At 66.3% G+C, this 23,858-nt stretch carries 20 protein-coding genes; 17 read left to right on the forward strand and 3 right to left on the reverse strand.

Annotated features, from left to right (window positions below; all coding sequences use genetic code 11):
* Window positions 1-5: 5 nt before the first annotated feature.
* From acs to ltaE, 3 genes are all read left to right on the forward strand, one after another.
* Window positions 6-1,985, forward strand: coding sequence for an acetate--CoA ligase (gene acs, locus CAL18_RS04585; protein ID WP_026640391.1), 1,980 nt, complete (start codon window positions 6-8; stop codon window positions 1,983-1,985).
* A 105-nt stretch (window positions 1,986-2,090) separates the two neighbouring features.
* The gene (locus tag CAL18_RS04590) at window positions 2,091-2,969 is read left to right on the forward strand and encodes a DMT family transporter (protein WP_283162335.1); all 879 of its coding nucleotides are present in this window, start codon (window positions 2,091-2,093) and stop codon (window positions 2,967-2,969) included.
* Between the two features lie 43 nt (window positions 2,970-3,012).
* The gene (gene ltaE, locus CAL18_RS04595; protein WP_094817406.1) at window positions 3,013-4,020 is read left to right on the forward strand and encodes a low-specificity L-threonine aldolase; all 1,008 of its coding nucleotides are present in this window, start codon (window positions 3,013-3,015) and stop codon (window positions 4,018-4,020) included.
* 286 nt (window positions 4,021-4,306) lie between these two features.
* Here the strand turns inward: ltaE and CAL18_RS04600 are convergent, their stop codons facing one another.
* The 3 genes from CAL18_RS04600 to CAL18_RS04610 all read right to left on the reverse strand — a co-directional run bounded on the left by CAL18_RS04600 (window position 4,307) and on the right by CAL18_RS04610 (window position 7,987).
* Window positions 4,307-5,440, reverse strand: a complete 1,134-nt coding sequence (locus tag CAL18_RS04600) for a cytochrome P450 (RefSeq protein ID WP_141217743.1) — start codon at window positions 5,438-5,440, stop codon at window positions 4,307-4,309.
* Between the two features lie 63 nt (window positions 5,441-5,503).
* Window positions 5,504-6,334 (reverse strand): NAD-dependent epimerase/dehydratase family protein, encoded by an 831-nt coding sequence (locus tag CAL18_RS04605; protein WP_094796166.1) that lies wholly within the window; start codon window positions 6,332-6,334, stop codon window positions 5,504-5,506.
* Window positions 6,335-6,340: 6 nt separating this feature from the next.
* Window positions 6,341-7,987, reverse strand: coding sequence for an electron transfer flavoprotein-ubiquinone oxidoreductase (locus CAL18_RS04610; protein WP_038852467.1), 1,647 nt, complete (start codon window positions 7,985-7,987; stop codon window positions 6,341-6,343).
* 113 nt (window positions 7,988-8,100) lie between these two features.
* On the opposite strand from CAL18_RS04610, the gene CAL18_RS04615 reads away from it, so the two are divergent.
* The 14 genes from CAL18_RS04615 to kdsA all read left to right on the forward strand — a co-directional run bounded on the left by CAL18_RS04615 (window position 8,101) and on the right by kdsA (window position 23,837).
* Entirely contained in the window at window positions 8,101-8,559 is a 459-nt protein-coding gene (locus CAL18_RS04615; RefSeq protein WP_026640397.1) for an acyl-CoA thioesterase, read from the forward strand.
* Window positions 8,560-8,644: 85 nt separating this feature from the next.
* Entirely contained in the window at window positions 8,645-9,343 is a 699-nt protein-coding gene (locus tag CAL18_RS04620) for a CoA transferase subunit A (protein WP_026640398.1), read from the forward strand.
* A 12-nt stretch (window positions 9,344-9,355) separates the two neighbouring features.
* On the forward strand, window positions 9,356-10,009 hold the full coding sequence (locus CAL18_RS04625) for a CoA transferase subunit B (protein ID WP_026640399.1): 654 nt from the start codon (window positions 9,356-9,358) through the stop codon (window positions 10,007-10,009).
* Between the two features lie 162 nt (window positions 10,010-10,171).
* A complete protein-coding gene (locus CAL18_RS04630; protein WP_026640400.1) occupies window positions 10,172-11,053 on the forward strand; it encodes a MurR/RpiR family transcriptional regulator in 882 nt (293 codons plus the stop codon).
* Window positions 11,050-12,030 carry an isoaspartyl peptidase/L-asparaginase family protein gene (locus tag CAL18_RS04635; RefSeq protein ID WP_026640401.1) on the forward strand — a complete coding sequence of 327 codons (981 nt, stop codon included), beginning with the start codon at window positions 11,050-11,052 and terminating at the stop codon, window positions 12,028-12,030. The genes CAL18_RS04630 and CAL18_RS04635 overlap by 4 nt, the downstream gene beginning before the upstream one ends.
* A gap of 51 nt (window positions 12,031-12,081) precedes the next feature.
* Complete coding sequence (locus CAL18_RS04640) at window positions 12,082-13,956, forward strand: dipeptide ABC transporter ATP-binding protein (RefSeq protein WP_094817408.1); 1,875 nt, start codon at window positions 12,082-12,084, stop codon at window positions 13,954-13,956.
* 36 nt (window positions 13,957-13,992) lie between these two features.
* Entirely contained in the window at window positions 13,993-15,555 is a 1,563-nt protein-coding gene (gene gsiB / locus CAL18_RS04645) for a glutathione ABC transporter substrate-binding protein GsiB (protein ID WP_094817409.1), read from the forward strand.
* 73 nt (window positions 15,556-15,628) lie between these two features.
* Window positions 15,629-16,549 (forward strand): glutathione ABC transporter permease GsiC, encoded by a 921-nt coding sequence (gene gsiC, locus CAL18_RS04650; protein WP_026640404.1) that lies wholly within the window; start codon window positions 15,629-15,631, stop codon window positions 16,547-16,549.
* A 7-nt stretch (window positions 16,550-16,556) separates the two neighbouring features.
* On the forward strand, window positions 16,557-17,453 hold the full coding sequence (gene gsiD / locus CAL18_RS04655) for a glutathione ABC transporter permease GsiD (protein ID WP_026640405.1): 897 nt from the start codon (window positions 16,557-16,559) through the stop codon (window positions 17,451-17,453).
* Window positions 17,454-17,462: 9 nt separating this feature from the next.
* Entirely contained in the window at window positions 17,463-18,542 is a 1,080-nt protein-coding gene (locus CAL18_RS04660; protein WP_026640406.1) for a P1 family peptidase, read from the forward strand.
* Window positions 18,543-18,591: 49 nt separating this feature from the next.
* Window positions 18,592-19,410: a M55 family metallopeptidase gene (locus CAL18_RS04665; protein ID WP_094817410.1), complete on the forward strand. Its 819-nt coding sequence runs from the start codon at window positions 18,592-18,594 to the stop codon at window positions 19,408-19,410.
* 8 nt (window positions 19,411-19,418) lie between these two features.
* Entirely contained in the window at window positions 19,419-21,215 is a 1,797-nt protein-coding gene (locus tag CAL18_RS04670; protein ID WP_094796172.1) for an aminopeptidase P family protein, read from the forward strand.
* A 120-nt stretch (window positions 21,216-21,335) separates the two neighbouring features.
* Complete coding sequence (locus tag CAL18_RS04675; RefSeq protein WP_026640409.1) at window positions 21,336-22,982, forward strand: CTP synthase; 1,647 nt, start codon at window positions 21,336-21,338, stop codon at window positions 22,980-22,982.
* Window positions 22,983-23,837, forward strand: coding sequence for a 3-deoxy-8-phosphooctulonate synthase (gene kdsA, locus CAL18_RS04680; RefSeq protein WP_094796173.1), 855 nt, complete (start codon window positions 22,983-22,985; stop codon window positions 23,835-23,837).
* Window positions 23,838-23,858 lie beyond the last annotated feature (21 nt).

Raw genomic sequence — 23,858 nt, forward strand, 5'->3', positions numbered from 1 at the left:
CAAGCATGTCCAATACCATCGAATCCGTCCTGGTCGAAAAGCGGGTGTTCCCGCCGTCCCAACGCGCCGCCGAAGGCGCGCGCATCGACAGCATGGATGCCTACCGCGCGCTCTGCCAAGAGGTCGAACAGGACTTCGACGGGTTCTGGACGCGCATGGCGCGCGAACACCTTACCTGGGCCAAGCCCTTCACGCAGGTGCTCGACGAATCGGATGCCCCGTTCTACCGCTGGTTCGGCGACGGTGAGCTCAACGTGTCGGCAAACTGCCTCGATAAGCACATCAGCAACGGCAACGCCGACAAGACCGCCATCATTTTCGAGGCCGACGACGGCACGGTAGAAAAGGTCACTTACCGCGAATTGCTGGCGCGCGTGTGCCGCTTCGCCAATGGCCTGAAATCGCTGGGCTACAAAAAGGGCGACCGCGCCATCATCTACATGCCGATGTCGATCCAGGCGGTCGTGTCCATGCAGGCGTGCGCGCGGCTGGGCATCACGCACTCGGTGGTGTTCGGCGGCTTTTCGGCCAAGAGCCTGCAGGAACGCATCGTCGACGTGGGCGCGTCGCTGGTCATCACGGCCGACGAGCAGATCCGCGGTGGCCGCCACATCGCGCTGAAGCCTGCGGTCGAAGATGCCATTGCCATGGGCGGATGCGACGCCGTGACCAAAATCGTTGTCTACAAGCGCACCGGCGGCAATATCCCCTGGAAAGAGGGCCGCGACCTCTGGATGCACGACGTCGAAGCGGGCCAGCCCGACACCTGCGAGCCGGTGCCGGTCAATGCCGAGCATCCGCTGTTCATCCTGTATACGTCCGGTTCCACTGGCAAGCCCAAGGGCGTGCAACACGCGTCGGGCGGATATCTGCTCTGGGCGCTGATGACGGTGAAATGGACCTTCGACGCCCGCCCCGACGATGTCTACTGGTGCACGGCCGACGTGGGCTGGGTCACGGGCCACACCTACATCACCTACGGCCCGCTGGCCGCCGGCCTGACCCAGATCGTCTTCGAGGGCGTGCCTACCTATCCCGATGCCGGCCGGTTCTGGGACATGATCGCCCGGCACAAGGTCACGACGTTCTACACGGCGCCCACTGCCATCCGCTCGCTGATCAAGGCGTCCGAGGCCACGCCTTCCACGCATCCGCGCAACTACAACCTCGACAGCCTGCGCATCATCGGCACGGTAGGCGAGCCCATCAACCCCGAGGCCTGGATGTGGTACCACAAGAACGTGGGCCAGGAACGCTGCCCCATCGTCGATACCTGGTGGCAGACCGAAACCGGGGGCCACATGATCAACCCGTTGCCGGGGGCCACACCCACCAAGCCGGGCTCGTGCACGCTGCCGCTGCCGGGCATCGCCGCCACCGTGGTCGACGAAACGGGGGCCGAGGTCGAACCCGGCAAGGGCGGCTTCCTTGCCATCAAGCGCCCGTGGCCGTCCATGATCCGCGCGGTCTGGGGCGACCCCGAACGCTTCAAGAAAAGCTATTTCCCGCCTGAACTGCGCGGCTATTACCTCGCCGGCGACGGCGCGCAGCGCGATGCCGACGGCTATTTCTGGATCATGGGCCGCATCGACGACGTGCTCAATGTGTCCGGCCACCGCCTGGGCACCATGGAAGTCGAATCCGCGCTGGTCTCGCACGAGCTGGTGGCCGAGGCCGCCGTGGTGGGGCGTCCCGACGACACCACCGGCGAAGCCGTGGTGGCGTTCGTGGTGCTCAAGCGCGCGCGTCCCGAGGGCGACGAGGCGCAAGCCATCGCCCGGCAGCTGCGCGACTGGGTCGGCAAGGAAATCGGCCCCATTGCCAAGCCCAAGGACATCCGCTTCGGCGACAACCTGCCCAAGACCCGCTCGGGCAAGATCATGCGGCGCCTGCTGCGCTCCGTGGCCAAGGGGGAAGAAGTCACCCAGGACGTGTCCACGCTGGAAAACCCCGCGATCCTCGACCAGCTGGCCAAGCAGGTCTGATGTGCCGCCACGCAACCCGGCCGCGGCCGCCGGGGGCGGCCGGGTTGGCGCCTGACCTGGCGCCATGAAGCGCCGCGCGTGGGGGGTAGCAGGCGGGCGTGCGCCGTGAGCAGCAGCTACGACCGCAGGGGCCTGGCCCTGATGTTTGCCACCATCGTGGTGTGGGCCGGCAGTTGGGTCGCCATGAAATGGGTGGTTCCGTATATCGGTCCGTTCGATTTCGTGGCGGTTCGCTACCTGAGCGGCAGCGCGGTGTTGTTCGCGTTGCTGGCGATGCTGCGCCGCCCCTTGTCGATGCCGTCGTGGGGGCTGACCCTTTGCACTGGGCTGACCCAGACGGCCGCGTTCCAGTTCTGCGTACAGACCGCGCTGGTCACCGGCGCAGTAGGCACGGTGTCATTGCTGGCGTACACCATGCCGTTCTGGGTCGTGGTTTTTGCCTGGGCCTTGCTGGGCGATAAGCCGGGGCCGCGCCACTTTGCCGGATTTTTTCTTGCTGGGGCGGGGCTGGTGTGTTTCATTGCGCCCTGGGGCGGCATGGGAGACATCGCGGCCGTGCTGTTGGCTGCCGGCGGCGGCCTGTGCTGGGGCCTGGGCACTGTGCTGTCCAAACGCATGTTCAACCGCCATGCTCCCGACCTGATGACATTCACCGCCTGGCAGATGCTGATGGGCGGGGCCGCCTCCGTGCCGGTGGCCCTGTGGGCGCCGCAGGCGCCGGTGCAGTGGACGTGGCAGCTGGGCGCTGGCATGCTCTACATTGTGCTGATCGCCACCGCCGCGGGCTGGCTGCTATGGTTGTCGGTGGTGCGGCGCGTCCCTGCGTCCATCGCCGGCCTGTCCAGCCTGGGCGTGCCCGTGATGGCCACGTTGCTGGCCTGGCTGATGCTCGGCGAGCGGCCCGCCGCGGCCGAGATCGGCGGCATGGCGCTGATCCTGGCCGGACTGTGGGTGGTGAGCGGCGTGGGCCGCAAGCCGGCCTGATGCCCGCGTGGGCAGGACGTTACTTACTGGTACTGGAGTTCTTATGATCGATTTGCGCAGCGACACCGTCACGCGGCCCACGGCCGGAATGTTGCAGGCCATGGCCACTGCTCCGCTGGGCGACGATGTCATGGGCGACGATCCTACGGTGCAGCGTCTGCAGGCGGCGCTGGCCGAGCGCACCGGCAAAGATGCGGGCCTGTTCTTCCCGTCGGGCACGCAAAGCAACCTGGCGGCGCTGATGGCGCATTGCGGCCGTGGCGATGAATATCTGGTCGGGCAGCAGGCGCACACGTACAAGTACGAAGGCGGCGGAGCGGCGGTGCTGGGCAGCATCCAGCCCCAGCCGGTCGAGCACGCGCCCGATGGCACCTTGCCGCTGGACCGGCTGGCCGCCTCGCTCAAGCCCCACGACGACGCGCATTTTGCGCGTACGCGCCTGCTTGCCCTGGAAAACACTTTCCAGGGCAAGGTGATCCCGCCGGGCTACATCGACCAGGCGTCTGCCTTTGCCCGCGAGCATGGCCTGGGCCTGCATCTGGATGGCGCGCGCGTGTTCAATGCCGCAGTGGCCTCGCAGCGCCCGGTGCACGAGGTCTGCGCGCCCTTCGATAGCGTGTCTATTTGCTTTTCCAAGGGCTTGGGTGCGCCGGTCGGGTCGGTGCTGGTAGGCAGCCGCGCGCTGATCGATTCGGCGCGACGCTGGCGCAAGGTGCTGGGCGGCGGCATGCGCCAGGCCGGCGTGCTGGCCGCCGCCTGCCTGTATGCGCTGGAGCACCATGTCGAGCGCCTTGCGCAAGACCACGAGAACGCGCGCCTGCTGGCCGAAGGCCTGGCCGGCATCGATGGCGTGAAGGTGCTGGCGCAGGATACGAACATGGTGTTCGCCGAGTTCACGCGCGACGCCGAAGCCTTGTCGCGCGCGTTGCACGAGCAGGGCATTCTAGTGCGCGCGGTGTACGGCGGGCCCACCCGGCTGGTCACGCACCTGGATGTCAGCGCCGACGACATCCGCAAAACGGCGCGGGCGGTGCGAGACTTTTATGCTTGAGCGCTTGATGAGCGGTGTCTGACACCCTACGGGAGTCAGACACCAACGTCGGTCAGCCTTTGCTGCCGTTGCCGGCGAATGGGGCATCTGTTCCGGTGTCTGACTCCCGGAGGGAGTCAGACACCAACGTTGGTCAGCCTTTGCTGCCGTTGTCGGCGAATGGGGTATCTGTTCCGGTGTCTGACTCCCGGAGGGTGTCAGACACCAACGTCGGTCAGCCTTTGCTGCCGTTGTCGGCGAATGGGGCACCGGTTCCGGTGTCTGACTCCCGAAGGGTGTCAGACACCTACGACGCCCCAGAGTGTCCGGCACCCCCTGCGAACCCCGCCTTTCCCGCAAAGCGCGGCACACGGGCGTTTGGCAAATTCCAGTAAGCCAGGCCAGGCAACAGATCTGCGGGCTTCAGGCCGGCGTCCAGCAGGTGGCCTGCGGCGCCTGCCGCGCACGATACCGCAGGGTCGTGGCCGGGGCAGGCGTGCCGTCCGGCCCCGAAGGTCCATGGCACGTCGCCTTGGGGCGCCAGCGTGCCGGCGGCGGCCAGTACCACCAGTATGGTGGCCCCCGCCGGCACAACGTGGCCATCCACCGAAATGTCGTCAGCCACATAGCGTCGCGTATTGTGTATGGGCGGATCGTCTTGCGCGGTGCGCGCCACGATCTGCTTGCAATACTGCATGTTGCGGCGGGCGGCGACAGCCTGGCCGGGGTTGCGCGCCAGCGCGACCAGCGTATTGCCGATCAGTCCCGCTCCTGCTTCGCACGACTGGAACAACAGCCCGACCAGGTTGGCGGCGATGATGGCGGGTTCAACCAGCGCGCTGGACGCGTCGTCCAGCAACTGGCGCAGGGGCGTGCCGCGCGCCGGATTTTGCAGGTGCCGCAGCATCGCCGACTGCAGCCAGTCTGCCGCGGCGCTGCCCTCGGCCACCTGCGCGGCGTCGGCCGCGGCGCCCAGCGCCCGACGAAACCGCCGCACGGCCGCGCCATACGCCGGCAAGTCCGCGGCCGCTATTCCCAGCCGCTGCGCCAGCGCGTACACGGGGGCGTCGAACAGGAAGTCGTCCAGGGCCGCGCTTGTCGTCGGCATGTCGGGCCAGCAGGGCGACAGCACATCGGGCAGGGCGCGTAGATATTGCGACAGCAGCGCCTTGACGACGGTGCGTCCGGCATCGTCGCGCATGCGCACGAAGCGGCCGAACATCAGGCCTGCCGTCTCGCCGGCGAGCGCCGGCGGCACGGGTTGCTCGGCGGGCCGCACGCGCGCCGCGCCATGTTCCAGCACCGCGCGAACCGTGGCGGGGGCGCCGGCTATCCACAGGCCGAGCCCGGCGTCGTAATGTAGCGCCCGTTCCGCCAGGCGCCGGTAATAGGGGTACGGGTCGCTGTGAGTCACAGCTTCGATGGGGTTGGCGGGTTGCATGGCCCCAGTATGGATGCAGGCCGGGCAAGATGTTTCGACGCAGGCCGAAATGACGGCCATTGGTCAGGCGAGCAGCGCCGCGTAGCCCTTGCGCGAATCGGGCCATTGCAACGCCAGGCCGCTGGCGCGCAGGCGCGCGTTGCTGAGCCTCTTGCTTCCTACGTTGGCGGGCGCGGGGCCGTCGCCGGGCTCGGGCGCGCCCGCCATGCTGGCCAGGCACGCGTACAGCTCATGCAGCGGCAAAGGGGTGTCGTCGCAGCCGATGTAGGTGGGCTGCACTTGCGGCAATGCCAACAGGTGGTCGGCCGCGGCGGCGGCGTCATCGATGTGGATGCGGTTGGCCCAGTGCGGCGGATGGCGCGGGGCGCGCGCCGTGCCGGCGCGCAGCCGTTCGATCAGTTGCAGCCTGCCCGGCCCGTAAAGGCCTGCCAGGCGCAGGCTGACAGACGGCACAGAGTGGGCGGCCAGCCATTGTTCGGTATCGAGCAGGATGCGGCCATTGAAGCCCAACGGGGCGGGCGGGGTGGTCTCGTCCACCCATTCGCCATGATGCTCGCCGTACACGGCCGTGGATGACACGAACAGGACACGCGTGAGCGCGCCGGCGTCCAGTGCGCCCAGCAGCGCGGGCAGCCCGTCGCGGAATAGCGCCCGATAGACTGCCGGGTCGCGCGTGCCGGGCGCGGGCAGGTAGGCCACCTGTGTGATGCCGGCCGGCAGGCCGGCCAAGGTGGCCGGCTGCGCAAGGTCGGCCTGCAGCCACCGGATGCCATCGGCGGCATCGCGCGGCGGATGACGCCGCAGCGCCCAGACCTCGGCCCCGCGCGCCAGCAGGCGGCGCGCCAGGCGCAGGCCCAGGTCGCCGCAACCCGCCAGAAGGACGCGCTCGGCCATGACGGCCTACATGCCGCTATAGACGGGGCCTTCTCCGCCCTGCGGGGCTACCCACACGATGTTCTGGGTGGGGTCCTTGATGTCGCAGGTTTTGCAGTGCACGCAGTTCTGCGCGTTGATCTGCAGGCGGTCTTCGCCGTGGTCGTCCTTGATGAACTCATACACGCCGGCCGGGCAATAGCGCGACTCGGGGCCGCCATACTTGGCCAGGTTGACCGCCACCGGCACGGTGGGGTCTTTCAGCGTCAGGTGGATGGGTTCGTTTTCATCGTGGTTGGTGTTGGAGATGAACACCGAACTGAGCTTGTCGAACGTCAGCTTGCCATCGGGCTTGGGATAATCGATGCGCGCGCATTCGGACGCCGGCTGCAGGCAGGCGTGGTCTGGCTTGGTGCGATGGATGGTCCAGGGGATATTGCCCTTGAGCACCAACTGTTCGATGCCCGTCATGATGGTGGCAACGGTGCGGCCCTTCTTGAACCATTGCTTGAAGTTGCGCGCCTTGTTCAGTTCGGTATGCAGCCACGACGACTCGAACGCGGCGGGGTAGGCTGCCAGTTCGTCCTGGCGGCGATCGGCCACCACGGCCTCGAATGCCGCTTCGGCGGCCATCTTGCCGCTTTTGATGGCCGCGTGGCTGCCCTTGATGCGCGACGCGTTCAGGAAGCCGGCTTCGCAGCCCACCAGTACCCCGCCCGGAAATGCCAGCTTGGGCAGCGACAGCAGGCCGCCCGCCGTGATGGCGCGTGCGCCATAGGCGATGCGCTTGCCGCCTTCGAAGGTGCCGCGGATGGACGGGTGCGTCTTGTATCGCTGGAATTCATCGAACGGCGACAGCCAGGGGTTGGCGTAGTCCAGGCCCACCACCATTCCCACCGCCACCTGGTTGTTGTCCAGGTGGTACAGGAACGAGCCGCCGTAGGTGTCGGCATCGAGAGGCCAGCCGGCGGTGTGCACCACCAGGCCGGGCTTGGACTGGGCCGGGTCGATTTCCCAGAGTTCTTTCAGGCCGATGCCATACGCCTGGGGATCGCGGCCGTCGTCGAGCTTGAAGCGCTCGATGAGCTGGCGGCCCAACTGGCCGCGCGAGCCCTCGGCAAATATGGTGTAGCGGGCCAGCAGTTCCATGCCGGGCTGGTAGTGATCGGTGTGCGAGCCGTCGCGCGCCACGCCCATGTCGCCCGTGGCCACGCCGCGCACGGCGCCGTTTTCGTCATAGAGCACTTCGGCGGCGGCGAAGCCGGGGAAGATCTCCACGCCGGCGGCCTCGGCCTGTTCGCCCAGCCACTTGACCACGTCGCCCAGGCGCACAATGTAGTTGCCGTGGTTCTGGAAACAGGGCGGCAGCATCCAGCTGGGGGTGCTGCGCGCGCCGGTGCGGGTCAGGAACAGGAACTGGTCTTGCGTGACGGGCACGTTCAGCGGCGCGCCTTTTTCTTTCCAGTCGGGGATGAGCTCGGTCAGGGCCAGGGGGTCCATGACGGCGCCCGACAGAATGTGCGCACCGATCTCGGCGCCTTTTTCGAGCACGCAGACGCTAAGTTCGCGATTCTGCTCGGTGGCCAGTTGCTTCAATCGCAACGCGGCGGCCAGGCCGGCCGGCCCGCCGCCGACCACCACCACGTCATATTCCATCGATTCGCGTTCGGACATTACAGCGATCCCCTCTATGGTGCTTTCTATTGATGCAAGGAAGTAATATCGTCGATTGTATTGCAGCCGGCCGCCTCCCGCCCCGGGGCGCCGCCCACTGACAGGAGCCTCCCTTGACCCGGGATCACAAACCCGCCCGCATTCTCGAAGTCGGCGATATCCACCAGGCCGACGTGCCCATGCGCTGGGGCGACGCCGATGCCTTCAATCACATGAACAACACGGTGTACTTCCGCATGATGGAAGAGGCCCGTATCCAGATGCTGCGCGGCGGCGACTGGGAGCCTGCGCCGGGGCACGGGTTCATACTGGCCCATGCGTCGTGCGACTTCCTGAAGCCCTTTACCTACCCCAGTACGGTGCGCGTCACTCATCGTGTCACGCGTATCGGCCGTTCCAGCCTCGAAACCGAAGTGGTGCTTGAAAAAGCGGACGACGATGGCGGCCCCTATGCCCGCGGCCGCACGGTGCTGGTCTGGATGGACTACGAAGCCAATCGCTCGCAGCCCTGGTCGCCCGGCGTGCTGGAGCAGTTGGGCGCGCGCTGCGCCCCGGCGCGCGCAAGCCGTTAAAATCGGGCCAAACAAAAAGACAAGCTGGCGCGCCACCCCTCGCAGCCGCGCCTTCCAAGAATCCCTATTTCCAGGAGCTGGACAGATGGACAAAGTATATGCAAGCGCTGACGAGGCGCTGGCGGGGGTCGTCGAAGACGGCCAGATGATCGCCGTGGGCGGCTTCGGCCTGTGCGGCATTCCAGAGGCCCTGATCGCCGCGCTGCGTGATTCCGGCGTCAAGAACCTTACCTGCATCAGCAATAACGCCGGGGTGGACGGTTTCGGCTTGGGCCAGTTGCTCACCACGCGGCAGATCCGCAAGATGATCGCCTCGTATGTGGGCGAAAACAAAGAGTTCGAACGCCAGTACCTGGCCGGCGAACTCGAACTGGAATTCACGCCGCAGGGCACGCTGGCCGAAAAGCTGCGCGCCGGCGGCGCAGGCATTCCCGCATTTTTCACCCGTACCGGCGTGGGCACGATCGTGGCCGACGGCAAAGAACAGCGCGAATTCGACGGCCAGCAGTACGTCATGGAACGTTCGCTGGTGCCTGATGTGTCGCTGGTCAAGGCCTACATCGCCGACCGCAGCGGCAATCTGGTGTTTCGCAAGACCGCGCGCAACTTCAACCCCAACGTGGCCATGGCGGGCAAAGTCACGGTGGTCGAGGTCGAGAAGATCGTCGACACCGGCGCGCTCGATCCCGACCAGGTCCACCTGCCCGGTATCTATGTGCACCGCATCGTGCTCAACGAGCAACCGGAAAAGCGCATCGAACAACGCACCACTCGCCCGGCCTAAGGAGAACACGACATGGCATGGTCCCGCGATGAAATGGCCGCGCGCGCCGCGCGCGAGCTGCACGACGGTTTTTACGTAAACCTGGGCATAGGCTTGCCCACCCTTGTGGCCAACCACGTGCCTGCCGGCATCGAAGTCTGGCTGCAGTCCGAAAACGGCCTGCTGGGCATCGGCCCGTTTCCCACCGACGACCAGGTCGACGCCGACCTGATCAACGCCGGCAAGCAGACGGTTACCACCTTGCCGGGCTCTTCCATTTTCTCGTCGGCCGACTCGTTCGCGATGATACGTGGCGGCAAGATCAACCTGGCGATCCTGGGGGCCATGCAGGTGTCCGAAAAGGGCGACCTGGCCAACTGGATGATTCCCGGCAAGATGGTCAAGGGCATGGGCGGCGCCATGGACCTGGTGGCCGGTGTCGGCCGCGTCGTGGTGTTGATGGAGCACGTGGCCAAGAAAAAAGACGGCACCGAAGACATCAAGCTGCTGCCCGAATGCACGCTGCCCCTGACCGGCGTGGGCGTGGTCAATCTCATCATTACCGACCTGGGCGTGATGGAAGTGGGCGACAACGGCCTGAAGCTGATCGAACTGGCCCCCGGGGTCACCGTCGAAGAAATCCAGGCCAAGACCAAGGCCCGGCTCGACGTATCCGCTGTCGCCTGAAACCGGGCGTCTGCGGTGTTCCCGAACCCTGCTGCGGCAGGGTTTTTTCATGGGCGCTCGTGGCGCGCGCGGATGGCAGGGTATTCCCGCAGTATGAAAGCATATTTTCTTAATTAAAATTGCCATGAAAACAAATTTACATTGATGCCCTACCGCACTTTCATGGCCCAACCCAGCCCATCCGTCGCGGCCCGGATCGCCCGCGCCCAGCCTGATCTGAGCCGCGCCCAGCATCGCATGGCCGAATACGTGCTGGCGCACCAGTTCCGAGTGGCCACGATGACAATCGACGAATTCGCGGCGGCGGTGGGCGTGTCGGTGGCGTCGGCGAACCGGTTCGCGCGTGCGCTGGGGCTGCCCGGCTATCCGCAATTCCGCGCCGAACTGGCGCGGGGCTTTGAAGCCGCTCTGGAGCCGGTGGAAAAGCTGCGCGTGGAACTGGCGCATTCGGCGACTGCCGTGCAGGTCATGGCGGCCACGCTGGAAGAAGACATCCGCAATGCGCAGCGCACCCTGCAGGCGCTGGATGCCGAAGCCTGTGAACGGGCCGTAGACATCGTGCTGGCGGCCGAACGGGTTTTCATCATCGGTTTCGGCTCCAGCGGCTTCCTGGCGGGCCTGCTGCAGCGCAACCTGTGCATGCACCTGTACTCGTGCGAATCGCTGGCCGGGCCCGGCGGCGTTTCGCACGCCGCGCGACAACTGGCCCGCATGACCGAACGCGACCTGGTCATCGCCATCGCCTTTCCGCGCTACCTGGCCGACACGGTCACGCTGGGGCGGGCCGCGCAAGACGCCGGCGTGCCGGTGCTGGTGCTGACCGACAAACCCACCTCGCCGCTGGCGCCGCTGGCCACGGTAGCGCTGTATGCGCATACCTCGCGCCAACTGTCGTCCAACTCTGAAACAGCCGCCCTGGGCCTGGTCGAAGGCCTGTCCGCGGCGGTGGCCCACCGGGCCAAGAACCCAATTCAGGCCGCAGCCGGCGTGACCCAGTCCGTCATGCCGTGGCTTTTCCATGGTGCAGGAGCAGGAAAAAGATGATTCAACCGGTTATCGCGATCCACGGTGGCGCGGGCGCCATGTCGCGCGCCGCCATGTCGCCCGAGAAAGAACAGGAATACCTGTCGGCCCTGCGCGAAATCCTCCAGGCGGGGCAGGCGGTGCTGGCCGCCGGCGGCGCCGCGCTGGATGCGGTCACCGAGGCGGTGCGCCGTCTGGAAGACTGCCCGCTGTTCAATGCCGGCCATGGCGCGGTGTTCACGAGCGCGGGCACGCATGAGCTGGACGCGTCCATCATGGATGGCGCCACGCTGCGCTGCGGCGCCATCGCGAACGTTTCGCGGGTGCGCAATCCCGTACTTGCCGCCCGTGCCGTCATGGAACACAGCAAGCACGTGTTCTTTGTGGGCGCCGGGGCGGAAGACTACGCGCGCGCCCAGGGGCTGCAGATGGTGGATCCGTCTTATTTTTCGACGCAGGCGCGGCACGAACAGTTGTTGCGCGTACAGCGCGAAGCGCCCGGTGCGGCCGTGCTCGACCACGACGGCCACGCCATGGTGGCCGGCGGCCAGCCCGCGCCGGCCGACCCGCTGGACGCCGACAAGAAATTCGGCACGGTAGGGGCCGTGGCGGTAGATGCCCACGGCAATGTCGCGGCCGCGACCTCTACCGGCGGCATCACCAATAAGCAGGTGGGGCGGGTGGGCGACGCACCCTTGATCGGCGCGGGTTGCTACGCCAGCAACCGCAGCTGCGCCGTCTCCACAACCGGCACCGGCGAAATGTTCATCCGGGCAGTGGCTGCCTACGACGTGGCCGCACAGATGGAATATGCCGGCGCCACCCTGCGCGACGCCGCCGACCGCGTGGTGTTCGACAAGCTGCCCGCCATCCAGGGCAAGGGCGGGCTGATCGCCGTCGACGCGCAGGGCAACGTGGTCCTGCCCTTCAACACCGAAGGCATGTATCGCGGCTATGCCCGCGTGGGCGAAGACCCGGTTGCCGCCATCTACCAATGACTGCCGCACAACGCCGCCGCCCGCCGGGCGGCCAGTATGGGAACAAGCAATATGGTTGACCGTGCAAGCAGCCTTGCGCTGCCTGACAATCGTGTCGTACAGGTCGATGGCCTGAGCGTGCATTTTTCCACGTCCGAGCGCACGGTCGAAGCCGTGCGCAATCTGTCGTTTCAAGTCAGCCGGGGCGAAACGCTCGCCATCGTGGGCGAGTCCGGATCGGGCAAGTCGGTGACGTCGCTGGCGCTGATGCGACTGGTCGAACATGGGGGCGGCACTATCACCGGAGGCAGTATGCTGCTGCGCCGGCGCAATGGCTCGGTGGTCGATCTGGCGCGCGCCTCTGGCTCCACCATGCGCAGCATACGCGGCGCGGATGTGGCCATGATCTTCCAGGAGCCCATGACCTCGCTGAACCCCGTGTTCACGGCGGGCGACCAGATTGCCGAATCGATCCGCGTGCACCAGGGCATGGACGCCGCCGGCGCGCGCGCGGAAGCCTTGCGCATGCTGGAGCGCGTGCGCATTCCCGAAGCAAGCCAGGTCATGGGCCGCTATCCGCACCAGTTGTCGGGCGGCATGCGCCAGCGCGTCATGATCGCCATGGCGCTGTCGTGCAAGCCCCAGCTGCTGATCGCCGACGAACCGACCACGGCGCTGGACGTCACCATCCAGGCGCAGATCCTGCAACTGATCCGGCAGCTGCAGCAAGAAATGAACATGGGCGTGATCTTCATCACGCACGATATGGGCGTGGTGGCCGAAGTGGCCGACCGCGTGCTGGTCATGTACCGGGGCGACAAGGTCGAAGAGGGTGATTCCCGGCAGGTGTTCGAGCGCCCCGCCCACGCATACACGCGCGCGCTGCTGTCGGCGGTGCCGCGTCTGGGAGCGATGTCGGGCACCGATCTGCCCGCCAAGTTCCCCTTGCTGCGCGTGGACGCACCCGATCTGCCCGCGCCGGTCGAGCCGCACGATACGGTGCGCGGCGACGTACAGCCCATTCTGCGCGTCAAAGACCTGGTCACCCGTTTCGACGTGCCCAGCGGCCTGTTCGGCCGCGTCAGGCGGCGGGTGCACGCGGTCGAGCGCGTCAGCTTCGATCTGTACCCTGGCGAGACCCTGGCGCTCGTGGGCGAATCCGGTTGCGGCAAGTCGACCACCGGGCGGTCGTTGCTGCGCCTGGTGGAAAGCCAGAGCGGGGCCATCGAGTTCGGCGGCCAGAACATCCGCGACATGCCCGCCAGCGAATTGCAGCATCTGCGCCGCAATATCCAGTTCATCTTCCAGGACCCGTTCGCGTCGCTCGACCCGCGCGTGACGGTGGGCTTTTCCATCATGGAGCCGCTGCTCGTGCACGGCATCGCCAAGGGCGCGCAGGCCCGCGAGCGGGTGGCCTGGCTGCTCGAAAAAGTGGGCTTGCCGCCGGAGCATGCCAGCCGCTATCCCCACGAGTTTTCCGGCGGCCAGCGCCAGCGCATTGCCATCGCTCGCGCGCTGGCCCTGAATCCCAAGGTGGTGGTGGCCGACGAGGCCGTCTCGGCATTGGATGTTTCCATCCAGGCGCAGATCGTCAACCTGATGCTGGACCTGCAGCGCGAACTGGGCGTGGCGTTCCTGTTCATTTCGCACGACATGGCCGTGGTGGAGCGCGTCAGCCACCGCGTGGCGGTGATGTACCTGGGCCAGATCGTCGAGATCGGCCCGCGGCGGGCCATCTTCGAGAACCCGCAGCATCCATACACGCGCAAGCTGATGGACGCGGTGCCCATCGCGGATCCCTCGCGCCGGCATCTGGCGCGCGAGCTGCTGTCCGATGAGATCCCCAGCCCGATACGGGCCGTCGGCGACGAACCGGTGGTCCAGCCGCTGGTGCAAGTGGCACCGCGGCATTTTGTCGCCCGGCATCGCATTGCCGGCGCCTATTGATAAGCAAGCCGTCTGTAGACCCCAAGGAGCCTGTTCATGAGTAATCGAGTCAAACCGCTGTTGCGGCGCAAAACCCTGGCGGCCAGCCTGCTGGCGCTGTCCGCGCTGACCTTCGGCGGCGCCGCCTACGCGGCCAAGGACGTGGTGCTGGCGCTGAGTTCGCAGGCCGAGACACTCGACCCGTACAACACCAACACCACGCTCACCACTGCGGTGACCAAGTCGTTCTACGAAGGTCTCTTCGAATTCGACAAAGACCTGAAGATCAAGCCAGTGCTCGCCGAAAGCTACGAAGTGGCTCCCGATGGCCTGGTGTACACGTTCAAGTTGCGCCAGGGCGTGAAGTTCCACGATGGTACGGACTTCAACGCGGCGGCCGTGAAGACCAATCTCGAACGCGTCCTCAATCGCGACAACCGCCTGGCGCGCTACAACCAGTTCAACCGCATCGACAAAGTCGAGGCCGTCGACGACCACACGGTGCGCATCACGCTGAAAGAGCCGTTCGCGCCTTTCATCAACTCGCTGGCCCACGCCTCGGCCGCCATGATCTCGCCGGCCGCGCTGGAAAAATACGGCAAGGAAATTGCGTTCAACCCGGTAGGCACCGGCCCGTTCGTGTTCGACGGCTGGAAGCAGACCGACTACGTGCGCGGCAAGAAGTTCGACGGTTACTGGAAGAAGGGCTACCCCAAGGTCGACAGCGTTACCTGGAAGCCCGTGCTCGAGAACAGCACGCGGGCGGCCATGCTGCAGACCGGCGAAGCCGATTTCGCGTATACGCTGCCGTACGAGCAGGCCGCGCAATTGGACAAGAGCGACAAGCTCGACGTCATCACCGGCGACTCCATCGTCACGCGCTACGTCAGCTTCAACGTCCAGCACAAGCCTTTCGACAACGTGAAAGTGCGCCAGGCCATCAATTACGCCATCAATCGCGAGGCCCTGGCCAAGGTGGCGTTCTCCGGCTACGCCTTCCCCGCCCAGGGCATCGTGCCGCAGGGCGTGGCCTATGCGCACAAGATCGAGCCGTGGCCCTACGATCCCAAGAAGGCCAAGGAACTGTTGGCCGAGGCCGGCTATCCCGACGGCTTCGAATCGGTGCTGTGGGGCGGCTACGCCAACTCCACGACGCAGAAGGTTCTGCAGTTCCTGCAGCAGCAACTGCGCCAGGTGGGCATCAAGGTGCAGGTGCAGGCCCTGGAAGTGGGGCAGCGCACGGAATGGGTGCAGCAGGCGCCCGAACCTGCCAAGGCGCCCGTGCGCATGTACTACGCCGGCTGGTCCGCTTCCACCGGCGAGGCCGACTGGGCGCTGCGTCCGTTGCTGGCATCCGAAGCGTTTCCGCCCCGGTTGAACAACACCGCCTACTACAAGAACGATGTGGTGGACGCCAATATCGCCAAGGCCCTGCGTTCGGTCGATGACCAGGAAAAGGCGCAGCTGTACAAAGAGGCGCAAGAGCAGATCTGGAAAGACGCGCCGTGGGCCGCGCTGGTCACCGAGCGCACGCTGTACGCCCGCAGCAAGAGGCTCGACGGTGTGTACGTGATGCCCGACGGCAACATCAACACCGGCGAAATCACGCTTTCCGAGTAAGCGGCCGCCAGGCTGCAACACGGACGATGCGCGGGGCGCCCCGCGTCCCGCGCATCGCCGACCAGGTTGAAAAATGCTGAATTACTTCCTCAAGCGGCTGGTTGGGCTGGTGCCCACGCTATTGATCGTGGCGGTGCTGGTGTTCCTGTTCGTGCACATGCTGCCGGGCGACCCCGCGCGCCTGGCGGCAGGGCAGGACGCCGATCTTGAAACCGTTGAACTGGTGCGCGCGGAACTGGGGCTGGACAAGCCGCTGCCCGAACAATTCGTGCGCTTTTTCACCAATATCGTCCAGGGCGACCTGGGCACATCGATGCGCACGCGGCGTCCGGTATCCACCGAGATCGCCGAGCGCTTCATGCCTACGCTGCTGTTGACGCTGGTCAGCATGGCCTGGTCGGTGCTGTTCGGCATGACCATCGGCATTTTTTCCGCGGTGTTCCGCAACCGGTGGCCCGATCGCCTGGGCATGACGCTGGCCGTGTCGGGAATTTCGTTCCCGGCGTTCGCGCTGGGCATGCTGCTGATGCAGGTGTTCTCGGTGAACCTGGGCTGGCTGCCCACGGTGGGGGCCGACAGCTGGAAACACTACATCCTGCCGTCGCTCACGCTGGGCGCCGCGGTGGCCGCCGTGATGGCGCGCTTCACGCGCGCATCATTTGTCGAAGTCATCCAGGAAGATTTCGTGCGCACGGCCCGCGCCAAGGGGTTGCGCGAGCGTGTCGTCATCGTCAAGCATACGCTGCGCAACGCGCTCATTCCCGTGGTCACCATGATGGGGCTGCAGTTCGGTTTCCTGCTGGGCGGCTCCATTGTTGTCGAGGCGGTCTTCAACTGGCCCGGGCTGGGCCGGCTGCTGGTCGATTCGGTCAACATGCGCGACTATCCCGTCATCCAGGCGCTGGTCCTGTTGTTCTCGCTCGAGTTCATCCTGATCAACCTGGTCGTGGACATGCTCTATGGTTTCATCAACCCCACCATACGCTACAAATGAGGCGGCCATGACACAGACGACCGCCGTGAATGCCGGCATCAATACTGCCACCAACGTGCGAACCCCCTGGGGCGAATTCTGGCGCAAGTTCCGCAAGCAGCATGTGGGCGTAGCCGCCCTGGTGTTCGTGCTGCTGCTGGTGCTGGTCGCCGTGCTGGCGCCCTGGATCACGCCGTACGACGCCGAGAATTACTTCGACTACGACATGATCAACACCGGGCCGTCCGCGGCCCACTGGTTCGGCGTAGACCCGCTGGGCCGCGATATCTTCAGCCGCATCCTGGCCGGCGCGCGCATTTCGCTGGCGGCCGGCTTCCTGTCGGTGCTGCTGGGCGGCCTGGTGGGCACTGCCCTGGGGCTGCTGGCCGGCTACTACGAAGGCTGGTGGGACCGCATCACCATGCGGATCTCGGACGTGCTGTTCGCCTTTCCGGGCATCCTGCTGGCCCTGGGCGTGGTCGCCATTCTGGGCAGCAGCATGGTCAACGTCGTGGTGGCGGTGTCGGTGTTCAGCGTGCCGGCCTTTGCCCGCCTGGTGCGCGGCAATACGCTTGCCCTCAAGCACCTGACCTACATCGAGGCCACCAAGAGCATCGGCGCTTCCGACTGGACCATCCTGATGCGCCACATCCTGCCGGGCACCATTTCGTCCATCGTGGTGTACTTCACCATGCGCGTGGGCACATCCATCATTACGGCGGCCAGCCTGTCGTTCCTGGGCATGGGCGCGCAGCCGCCCACGCCCGAATGGGGCGCCATGCTCAATGAGGCTCGCGCCGACATGGTAAACGCCCCCCACGTGGCCCTGTTCCCCAGCCTGGCCATCTTCTTCACCGTGCTGGCGTTCAACCTGCTGGGCGACGCCTTGCGCGATGCCCTCGATCCCAAGATCGACCGCCTGTAGTCCGGCCCGATGAATACGCAATCGATCATTCCGCGCGTCGGCATGTTGCCGGCGGGCCCCCTGGACGCCATCAGCGACGTGCGCGGCGTAACCGTCGGCCACTGCACGCTGGCCGATGCAGCCCTGCAGACCGGCGTCACCGTGGTGCGTCCGCACCAGGGCGACGTCTACCGCGACAAGGTGCCGGCCGCCGCCGCGGTGCTCAATGGCTTCGGCAAGAGCGTGGGGCTGGTGCAGGTGCGAGAGCTCGGCGTGCTCGAAACGCCGCTGGCGCTGACCAACACTTTTGGCGTGGGCACGGTCGCCAATGCGCAGATCCGCGCGGCCCTGGCGGCCAACCCGTCCATCGGCCGCGATTGGCCCACTGTCAATCCGCTGGTGTTCGAGTGCAATGACGGGTATCTCAACGACATCCAGGCGCTGGCGGTGCAAGAAACGCACTATGCCCAGGCGCTGGGCGCGGCCGATGCCCATTTTGCCCAGGGCTCGGTGGGGGCGGGGCGCGGCATGTCGTCATTCTCGCTGAAGGGCGGCATCGGATCGGCGTCGCGCGTGGCAGAGATCCAGCCCGGCCTGCGTTACACCGTTGGAGCGCTGGTGCTGGCCAACTTCGGCAGGCTGCCCGCCCTGACGATCGCGGGCCGCCCATTCGGCCGCGAGCTGGCGCTGCGGCAGGATCGGGCCGTGGCCGCCGATGCGGCGCGCCCGGAGCAGGGCTCTATCATTCTGCTGCTGGCCACCGACGCGCCTCTGGATGCGCGGCAGTTGCGGCGCGTGGCGTTGCGCGCCGGGGCCGGGCTGGCCCGCACCGGGTCGGTGTTCGGCCATGGAAGCGGCGACATCGCCCTGGCGTTTTCCACTGCCTACACCGTTCCGCACCTGGCCGAACGCGGCATGCCGGCCGTGTCCATGTTGCACGAAACCCGCATCGACCCCTTGTTCGAGGCGGCCGCCGAATCCTGCGAACAGGCCATCGTGGCGGCCCTGTGGCACGCCGAATCGGTCACCGGGCGCGACGGCCACCGTCGCGCCTGCATCCGCGAAGCCGCGCCCGAATGGCGCCAATGGCTGGCCCGCACCGAACTGTAGGCCGGCTTGTCGGGCCGTCACGGGCCCATACTCTTTCTAGCCCGCATCTATGAAAATCCTGATTTCCACCGACATCGAGGGCGTGGCCGGCGTATTTCACGCCGAGCAGACGCGGCCGGGCAACGGCGAATACGAACGCGCGCGCGCCTGGATGACCGGCGAGGCCAATGCCGCCATCGAAGGCGCGTTCGACGGCGGCGCCGACGAGGTGCTGGTCAACGATTCGCACGGCGGCTTTCGCAACCTGTTGCCCGACGCGCTCGATGCGCGGGCGCGCGTCGTGCTGGGCAAGCCGCGTTACCTGGGCATGATGGGCGGCCTGGAAGAATCCTGCGACGCGGTCTGCCTGGTGGGCTACCACGCACGTTCGCAGGCGCGCGGCATACTGGCGCATACGATCAACAGTTTTGCGTACGCGCGCATATTCATCAACGGCGTCGAGCTGGGTGAAGCCGGCCTGTACGGAGCGCTTGCCGGCGAACTGGGCGTGCCCGTGATCATGGCCAGCGGCGATGATGTCTTCATCGAAGAGACTCGGCCGCTGTTCCCGCGCGCCCGCTGGGTGCAGACCAAGGTGGCGCACGGACAGGGCAGCGGCGTGTCGCTGTCGCCCGCGGCCGCGCGCCAGGCCATTGCGGCCGCGGTCCGGGACGCCGTGCGCGAGGCCGGCCAGGCGGTTCCCCTGCGTATCGCGCCGCCTATAGAATGCCGGTTGCAGACACAGAGCACGGCGTTGGCCGATCTGTTCTGCATGTGGCCCACGCTGGAGCGCGTGGACGGCGTGACCTTGCGCTTTACCGTAGAAAGCATGCAGGCCGCCATCCGCACGCTGAATTGCCTGTCGGCCATGTCGTCCATGTTGCGCTGAGGAACCCCATGTCCCCCACCGATACCCGTATCGCCAGGCTCAGGCAGGCCATGCGCCGCCGCGGCCTGGATGCCTGCATCATTCCGTCGGCCGACCCGCATCTGTCCGAATACCTGCCGGCCCGCTGGCAGGGGCGCGAGTGGCTCAGCGGGTTCACCGGATCGGTGGGCACGGTGGTGGTCACGGCCGATTTCGCCGGCCTGTGGGTCGACAGCCGCTATTGGGTCCAGGCCGAGGCTCAACTGGCCGGAACCGGCATGCAACTGATGAAAATCGCCGCCGCGAACACGCCCGGCCACGTCGAATGGCTGGCCTCGCGCCTGCGCGCCGGCCAGCGCGTGGGTGTGGACGGCAACGTGCTGGGGCTGTCGGCATTCCGCGCCTTGTGGGCCGCCCTGCAGCCGCTGGGAGCCAGCCTGGACATCCTGGCCGACCCGCTGGCAGATGTCTGGACGGACCGTCCCGGCCTGCCCGACGCCCCGGTGTATCCCCACGAGCCGCCTTATGCCTGCGCCAGCCGCGCCGACAAACTGGCCCGGTTGCGTCAAGCCATGCGCTCGCACGGCGCGGATGTCCACCTGGTGTCCACACTGGACGACATTGCCTGGCTTCTGAATCTGCGCGGCGCAGACGTGCCCTACAACCCGGTGTTCCTTGCCCACGCGCTGGTCGGCCCGGACCACGCCACGCTGTTCGTGGGCGACGGCAAGATCAGCGCGGCCCTGCGCGCCTCGCTCGCCGCCGACGGTATCGACGTGGCTCCGTATGGGCTGGCGGCCGAGGCGCTGGGCTCCCTGCAGCGCGACCAGGTCCTGCTGATCGACCCGGCGCGCGTGACGTGCGGGGTGTTCCATGCCATGGACCCCGAAGTGCCCCGCATCGAAGCCATCAACCCCACCACGCTGTTCAAATCGCGCAAGTCCGAAGCCGAGCTCGCGCATGTGCGCCAGGCGATGGAACAGGACGGCGCGGCGCTGTGCGAGTTCTTCGCATGGTTCGAAGACAGCCTGGGCAAGCAAGTCATCAGCGAGCTCACCATCGACGAGCAGATCACGGCGGCGCGCGCGCGCCGCCCCGGCTACGTGTGCCCCAGCTTCGCCACCATTGCCGGCTTCAACGCCAACGGCGCCATGCCGCACTACCGCGCGACACCGGAATCGCATGCGGTGATCGAAGGCGACGGCCTGCTGCTCATCGATTCCGGCGGGCAGTATCTGGGCGGCACCACCGACATCACGCGGGTAGTCGCGGTGGGGCGGCCCAGCGCCGACCAGAAGGTCGATTTCACGCTGGTGCTCAAGGGCATGATCGCCCTGTCGCGCGCCGCGTTCCCCCGCGGCACGCCGTCGCCCATGCTCGACGCCATTGCCCGCGCGCCCATCTGGCAGGGCGGGGCGGAATACGGCCACGGAACCGGCCATGGCGTCGGGTATTTCCTGAATGTGCACGAGGGCCCGCAGGTGATCTCGTACCGCGCCGCCCCGGGCCCCCATACGGCCATGGAGCCGGGCATGATCACCTCCAACGAGCCGGGCATCTACCGGCCGGGCCGTTGGGGCGTGCGCATCGAAAACCTGGTGGCCAACCGGAGCTGGCTCGAAAACGAGTCGGGCGAGTTCCTGTGTTTCGAGACGCTCACCCTGTGTCCCATCGACACCCGCTGCATCGACGCATCGTTGCTGCGGCCCGACGAAATCGCCTGGCTGGACGACTATCATCGCACGGTCCGCGAGCGCGTCGCCCCCCTGGTGCAGGGCAGGGCGCTCGACTGGCTGCAGGAGCGCACGCGGCCCGTGCAGGGCTGAGCCGCCGGCCCATTCGCCTTCTGTTACGCACCGGTCATCCGGGAAAACCCCTGAGCCGCCTCACGGGCGGCTATAATCCAAATTTCCCGCATGCGCCCCCTGTCCCGGGCGCCAATTACGATGACCAAATACGTATTTGTCACCGGCGGTGTGGTGTCTTCCCTGGGCAAAGGGATCGCCGCCGCGTCCCTCGCCGCGATCCTCGAATCGCGCGGTCTGCAAGTCACCCTGCTCAAGCTCGACCCCTATATCAACGTCGACCCCGGCACCATGAGCCCGTTCCAGCACGGCGAGGTGTTCGTCACGGAAGACGGCGCCGAAACCGACCTCGACCTGGGCCATTACGAGCGTTTCATCTCGGCCAAGATGCGCAAGGTGAACAATTTCACCACCGGCCAGATCTACGAATCGGTGCTGCGCAAGGAACGCCGGGGCGACTACCTTGGCAAGACCGTGCAGGTCATTCCCCACATCACCAATGAAATCCAGGACTTCGTCGCCCGCGGCGCCGATGCGGCCTGGAACGGCGCCACCGATGTGGCCATTGTCGAAATCGGCGGCACCGTCGGCGACATCGAATCGCTGCCCTTCCTGGAAGCCGCCCGCCAGATGAGCCTGCGCCTGGGCCGCAACAACGCCGCCTTCGTGCACCTGACCCTGGTGCCCTTCATCGCATCGGCGGGCGAACTCAAGACCAAGCCCACCCAGCATTCGGTGCAGAAGCTGCGCGAGATCGGCATCTATCCCAACCTGCTGCTGTGCCGGGCCGACCGTCCCATCCCCGACGACGAGCGCGCCAAGATCTCGATGTTCTCCAACGTGCCGCTGGACGCCGTCATCTCGGTGTGGGACGCCGACTCCATCTACAAGATTCCGGCCATGCTGCACAAGCAGGGCGTGGACAACATCGTCTGCGAGGCCCTGGGCCTGACCCCGCCGCCGGCCGACCTGTCCATGTGGGACAACCTGGTCGACGCGCTCGAGAACCCGCAGCACACGCTCACGATCGGCATGGTGGGCAAGTACGTCGACCTCACCGAATCGTACAAGTCGCTGTCCGAAGCGCTGGTACACGCGGGCATCCATACGCGTTCCAAGATCAACATCGAATACATCGATTCCGAAGACATCGAAACCCGCGGCACCGACCAGCTCAAGCATCTCGATGCCATCCTGGTGCCGGGCGGCTTCGGCAAGCGCGGCACCGAAGGCAAGATAGCCGCCATCCGTCATGCGCGTGAAAACGGCGTGCCCTACCTGGGCATCTGCCTGGGCATGCAGCTGGCCGTCATCGAGTTCGCCCGCCATGTGGCCGGCCTGGGCGGCGCCAACAGCACCGAATTCGATCCGTCCACGCCGCATCCCGTGGTGGCGCTCATTACCGAATGGATGGACCGCGAAGGCAAGCTCGAAAAACGCGATGCCGGCTCCGACCTGGGCGGCACCATGCGCAAGGGCGCGCAGCGCTGCCCCATCAAGGCGGGCACCCGTGCGCAGGCCATCTATGGCGACAACGTCAACGAGCGCCATCGCCACCGCTACGAGGTCAACAACGTGTATGTGCCGCGCCTCGAAGAAGCGGGCATGGTCATCAGTGCGCGTACGCCCACCGAAAACCTGCCCGAAATGATGGAACTGCCCACGCATCCCTGGTTCGTGGGCGTACAGTTCCACCCCGAATTCACCTCGACGCCGCGCGACGGTCATCCGTTGTTTTCCAGCTTCATCCAGGCGGCCATTGCCCATCAGGGCCGCAAGGAGCCCTGAATGAAAGCCTGCGGTTTCGACATCGGCCTGGACCACCCGTTTTTTCTCATTGCCGGCCCGTGCGTCATCGAGTCGCGCGAACTGGCCTTCGATACCGCCGGCCGCCTGAAAGACATCACGGCGAAACTGGGTATCCCGTTCATCTATAAAAGCTCGTTCGACAAGGCCAACCGCAGTTCGGGCAAGTCGTTCCGGGGCCTGGGCATCGACGAAGGCCTCAAGATCCTGGCCGACGTGCGCGCCCAGCTCGGCGTGCCCGTGCTCACCGACGTGCATGAAACCGAGCAGGTGGCCATGGTGGCCTCGGTCGTCGACATGCTGCAGACGCCGGCCTTCCTGTGCCGCCAGACCGATTTCATCCGGGCCTGCGCGGCCACCCTCAAGCCGGTCAACATCAAGAAGGGCCAGTTCCTGGCGCCGCACGACATGGTGCAGGTGGCGCAAAAGGCCCGCGACGCCGCCATCGAGGCCGGTGGCGACGGCAGTAACATCCTCGTGTGCGAACGTGGCGCTTCTTTCGGATACAACAACTTAGTGTCCGACATGCGCTCGCTGGCTATCATGCGGGAAACCGGCTGCCCGGTCGTCTTCGACGCCACCCATTCGGTGCAGTTGCCGGGCGGGCAGGGAACCTCGTCGGGCGGGCAGCGCGAATTCGTGCCCGTGCTGGCGCGTGCTGCGGTCGCGGTGGGAATTTCCGGGCTGTTCATGGAAACCCATCCCGATCCGGCCTGCGCGCTGTCCGATGGTCCCAACGCCGTACCGCTGGACTTGATGCCGGGCCTGCTCGAATCACTGGTCGAACTCGATCGCGTCACCAAACGCAACGGCTTCATCGAAAACCAGTTCATCTGAACTGATGCCGCCGTCAAGACT

Source organism: Bordetella genomosp. 7 (assembly GCF_002261415.1).
Taxonomy (GTDB): domain Bacteria; phylum Pseudomonadota; class Gammaproteobacteria; order Burkholderiales; family Burkholderiaceae_B; genus Bordetella_A.